The 506-nt window shown below is 57.1% G+C and carries 1 protein-coding gene; it reads left to right on the forward strand.

Features of this window, described 5'->3' with window-relative positions:
- Positions 1-382: ABC transporter permease subunit (locus tag ACTHUR_RS18730; protein ID WP_440400276.1), on the forward strand; the 382-nt coding region annotated here is incomplete at its 5' end.
- Positions 383-506 lie beyond the last annotated feature (124 nt).

Raw genomic sequence — 506 nt, forward strand, 5'->3', positions numbered from 1 at the left:
ACCCTTTATCGTCCGCGCCGTGCAGCCGGTATTGGAGGAATTGTCGGGCGACTATGAGGAAGCGGCGGCGACTTTGGGCGCAAACCGCTTCACGACGTTCCGCCGCGTACTGCTGCCGGAAATCACGCCGGCGCTCTTAACCGGCGCGGGCATGATGTTCGCGCGGGCAACGGGGGAATACGGCTCGGTAATTTTTATCGCGGGCAACATTCCGATGGTTTCCGAAATCCTGCCGCTGATTATTACGGGCAAGCTGGAACAGTTCGACGTACAAGGCGCGTCGGCGGTGGCGTTGTTTATGCTGCTGGTTTCGTTTGTGATTTTGTTTGCGCTGAACGTGATGCAGTGGGCGTTGAGCAGGCGTTCGGAGGCGAAGGGTTGAGGAGTCGTCTGAAAATCTGAACTACGCTGTTGCCGTCATTCCCGCGCAGGCGGGAATCCACCGCACGGCAACAGAAAAACCAAAAATAAATAAGGCAGCCGAACTTTACCGATGGATTCCCGCC

This window comes from Neisseria sp. P0021.S007 (assembly GCF_051956855.1).